Annotated in this window: 4 protein-coding genes; 1 reads left to right on the plus strand and 3 read right to left on the minus strand. The window is 68.6% G+C overall.

Annotated features, from left to right (window positions below; genetic code table 11):
• The first annotated feature begins 510 nt into the window (after positions 1-510).
• Positions 511-690, plus strand: a complete 180-nt coding sequence (locus tag J9611_RS20485) for a hypothetical protein (RefSeq protein WP_211882949.1) — start codon at positions 511-513, stop codon at positions 688-690.
• Here J9611_RS20485 and J9611_RS20490 read toward each other — a convergent pair.
• From J9611_RS20490 to J9611_RS20500, 3 genes are all read right to left on the minus strand, one after another.
• Positions 687-935, minus strand: a complete 249-nt coding sequence (locus J9611_RS20490; RefSeq protein ID WP_211882950.1) for an NfeD C-terminal domain-containing protein — start codon at positions 933-935, stop codon at positions 687-689. The two genes, J9611_RS20485 and J9611_RS20490, sit on opposite strands and share 4 nt — an antisense overlap.
• Positions 928-2,364 (minus strand): flotillin family protein, encoded by a 1,437-nt coding sequence (locus tag J9611_RS20495; protein WP_211882951.1) that lies wholly within the window; start codon positions 2,362-2,364, stop codon positions 928-930. Before J9611_RS20495 ends, J9611_RS20490 begins: the two co-directional genes overlap by 8 nt.
• 215 nt (positions 2,365-2,579) lie before the next feature.
• A complete protein-coding gene (locus J9611_RS20500; protein WP_211882952.1) occupies positions 2,580-3,527 on the minus strand; it encodes an HNH endonuclease in 948 nt (315 codons plus the stop codon).
• Between the last annotated feature and the right edge of the window lie 231 nt (positions 3,528-3,758).

Consider the following 3,758-nt stretch of genomic DNA (forward strand, 5'->3'; position numbering starts at 1 on the left):
GGCGGGGCGGGGCAACTTCCGGACCGGTTTCCGGTCTCAGCGCGGTGCAGCGGCCGGGCAAGCCGCTCAGCTCCGGCGTCGTCCGTGCGACAACAGGGGCAGCAGATGAGCCGCCACTGAGGCGGCGGATGCCTCTTCGAGAGGCGACGCCGGACCAAGCTGGGGCAGGCCAGGATCGGGCAGAACCACGGCGCCGGACCCGGATCCCGGACCGGCCGGCGCGGCGTCGGCATTGCCGGCACCCCAGACGAGCCAGGCCAGGGCAAGAAACACGGAAAGCATCAGTGCGCGCGCGGCAGGACCGAAACGATCCCGCAGGCTGCTTCCCATCCGATGACCCCCCAGAGATGACGGAGCCCCAGACTACGCCCGGTGCCGTCGCCCGGCTCCAGAGGTCGCGTTGACTTCCGGAAACCTCCACGTGGCCGGCGAAACGGGGCTGACGCAGGCAGGAAGACCTCGGCACGCGCAGCCGTCCGCCGTAAAATTGGAGTCAGAGGTGTTCCAGAAATGACCGGGCCAATCGTCGTCGTACTCTTGCTCCTCGCCGCCGTCACCCTGCTGGGTGTCATCGGCACGGTGGTGGTGGTGGTGCGTGACGGCCGCGGCCGGGTCCCGGCGGAGCGCTCGGAGCGCCCCTGGATGGCGGGAAACCTGCCCAGCGTGCCGTACTCGCTGTGGCGATTCTAACCGTGGGCGTCGTGCCGGAGGACGTCCGGGAGTTCGTCGACGTAGACCGTCTGGGGCGGCTCGTAGTAGATGACCAGGACCTGCTCGCCGACGGAAAAAACGCTGGTCTTGTCGAAGGGGTGGGCGTGGAAGGCGCTGGTGCCGCCCCGGAAGGGCAGCATCACCTCGCCGATCGTGCCCGGCCCGATCCGTCCGGTGACCCGTCCGATCTTTCCCGTCAGGCTCCGGTCAACGTCCTTATGCATCCGGGGCTTTCGGCGGCTGCTTGGCTCCGTCCCGACCGTTCCTGAGCGCGGACCGGAGCGCCGGGAGGTAGTCGCCCACCTGTGCCAGGATTCCGCCGATCATCCGGTTGATGCCCTCGCCGCCGTTCAGGACAGTGAGCTGCCCGACGTGCGCAAACGGGGCGGCCGCCGCCGCGATGATGGCCGGCATGGTCTCGGCCAGCTGCTGGGAAATGACGGCCTCCTGGTTGGTCCCGAGCGCTTCGGCGCGTGCCTTGATGCCGTCCGCCTCGGCGAGTGCCTTGGCCTTGATGGCGGAGGCGGCGGCGTCACCGCGGGCTTTCGTGGCTGCAGCCTCTGCTTCACCGGTGACGCGGGTGGCTCCGGCCGCGGCTGCCGCCGCCGTCGCGTTGGCCTGGGCCTGGAGTTCGGTGCGCCGGGCGTTGGCCTGGGCTTCGAGTTCCGTGCGCCGGGCCAGGGCTTCGGCGGCACTGATGTCGGCGGATTTCTGGCCCTCGGCGTCGGTCCGCTTGGCATAGGCCTTGGCATCGGCGGGCTTGCGGACGGTGGTCTGGAGCTTCTGCTCCTCCCGGTCCGCCTCGAGCTTGGCCACCTCGGTTTCCTGGACCACCACCTGCTGGCGGGCGGTGGCATCGGCGAGCGGGCCGGCCTGGGCGGCGTTGGCCTTGGCCCTCTCGGCGTTGGCCTGTGCCAGGGATTGCCGGATCGCGGAGACGCTCTGGGCGTCGGCAATCAGCGCCTCCGCCTCGGCCTCCTTTTCCGCCGCTTCACGGTTCCGGGTGGCCTCGGCGATGCGGGCCTCCATCTTGACCTGGGCAATATGGGGTTTGGCGATGTTCTGGATGTAGCCCGTAGGATCCTGCAGGTCCTTGATCTGCAGCGAATCGACCACGAGGCCCAGCTTCTCCATTTCAATACCGCTGGCGCCGCGGACCTGGGACGCCAGTTTGTCGCGCTCGCGGATGATTTCTTCCATGGTCATGCTGCCGATGATCGAGCGCAGGTGCCCTTCAAAAACGTTGTAGACCTGGCTTTCCATTTTGGGCTGCTGGCCCAGGAACCGCCGCGCGGCATTGGCGATGAAGGGCGGGGCGTCACCGATCTTGTAAATGACAACGCCTTCGACAATCACCTGGATGCCCTGGGACGTCACGCAGGAAACCTTGAGTTCGGTTTCATTCAGGGTCAGGGACAGGGTCCTCACGGTCTGGAGCCCGGGCAGCACGAGGGCGCCCTTGCCGGTGACGATCTTGAAGTCCATTCCCTCCCGGGTGTCCAGCGTGCCCCGCGTCAGCCCGGAGATGATGAGGGCTTCATTGGGCTCGGCCACCTTCCACATTAACTTTGTGGCCAGCCAGATGACGGCGACGACGACGGCCGCGCCGATGAGCGTGGCAATCAGCGGGTAGAAGCCTGACAAGTCCGGCATGACCAGGTCCTTTCACTGTGGTGGAAAAGTCGTAGAGCAACGCGGCTGCTGGCAGTCCCCGGCTGGTCTGGATGCGGGAAACACCGGCCGCCGAGCCAGCTGTTGTAGACAGTCTGTGTGGCTCCCCGCCGGGAAGTCCATAGCCGGCCCGGCTTTTTTGCCGGTGGACGTTTGTACTGCGGCAACCGCCCTGTGGCAACCCCCTCGGGCCGCGGCTACGGCCCCAGCATCCTCCGGGCCTCGCGTTCGGCGTCCAGCTCCTCGGGGGTCACCGTCGCTCCGGCCAGGAATCCGGCGCCGGCGATGAGCCGCCGCAGTTCCGCCACGGACCTCGGTGTGCTGACGCCCTGGTGCACCATGGCATGGCAGTTGGCGCAGAGCGGCACGAGGTCCGTGACCGGATCCAGTTCGTAGCCGCCGCCGAGCTGGGAGACGGGGACGATGTGATGGACGTGGATGAAATCCTTGCCGATCGCGCCGTAGCTGATTTCAAACGAGAACCCACAGGCCGCGCAGCCGGTGCCGTGATGCGCGATGCAGGCGCGCCGGGCTTCGGGGATTTGTTCATACCGGTTTATCGGAACCCGGGCGACGGTACCCTCGGGGTAGGTGCCGGGCGCGGGCTGCGTGGGGTCCGGCCCTGGTGGCGGCCCGAACTCGGTCCAGAGGGCCCGGATTCTGGCTTCCTCGGACGGCCCGACGGTCAGCACCGGGCCGTGCGTCCCGTCCGGGTGACCCTCCGCCGCGGCTTCCTCGAGAACGCCGACGTCGGGCTGGTCACGAAGCTGGTCGCCGGGCTGGTCGTCGATCTGGTCGCCGAGGGACAGGAGAGCGTCGAAGGCCACGATCACGGGCCTTGCCGTCCCGTCGGGCCCGGAATGGAGCGGTTCTGGTTCCGGCTGCGCGGGTCCTGGCTGCTGCCGGGATCCTCGTTGCGCTGGTTCTGGCTGCGCGGAGACCACGACACCGTGCCCGATCAGCCCGCGTCCGTGACGCCCCTGCAGGAGCAGCAGCCAGGCTTCAGTGCCGGAGCGGACGTTCCGGTGGCGGCCGACGTCCCAGGGCTCCACGTGCAGCCCCGAAGCGGCGACCCGATCGACGGCTGCGGGGTAATTCCAGCGGTTCCAGTGCTCCGGGTCCCAGGCCAGGATGATGGCGGTCATGGTCCATTGTCCCAGTGACCCGGCCGGGCGCGCGGCGAATTGCCGGAAACGGCCGCCAAGCCAGGGTGCTTAGCGGCCGTTTGCGGCAAATGGTGGGGCGCTCCTGCCGGTCAAAGGGGCCAGCAGTTTCCGCATTTCCTGGATTTCCGAGCAGCCGGGCTCCGTGCCGGTGGGGATGCTCCGGTGGCGGCCGAGGCCCCACGGCTCCACGGGGGGGGGGGGGGGGGGGCC

It is taken from the genome of Pseudarthrobacter albicanus (assembly GCF_018224015.1).
Taxonomy (GTDB): domain Bacteria; phylum Actinomycetota; class Actinomycetes; order Actinomycetales; family Micrococcaceae; genus Arthrobacter; species Arthrobacter albicanus.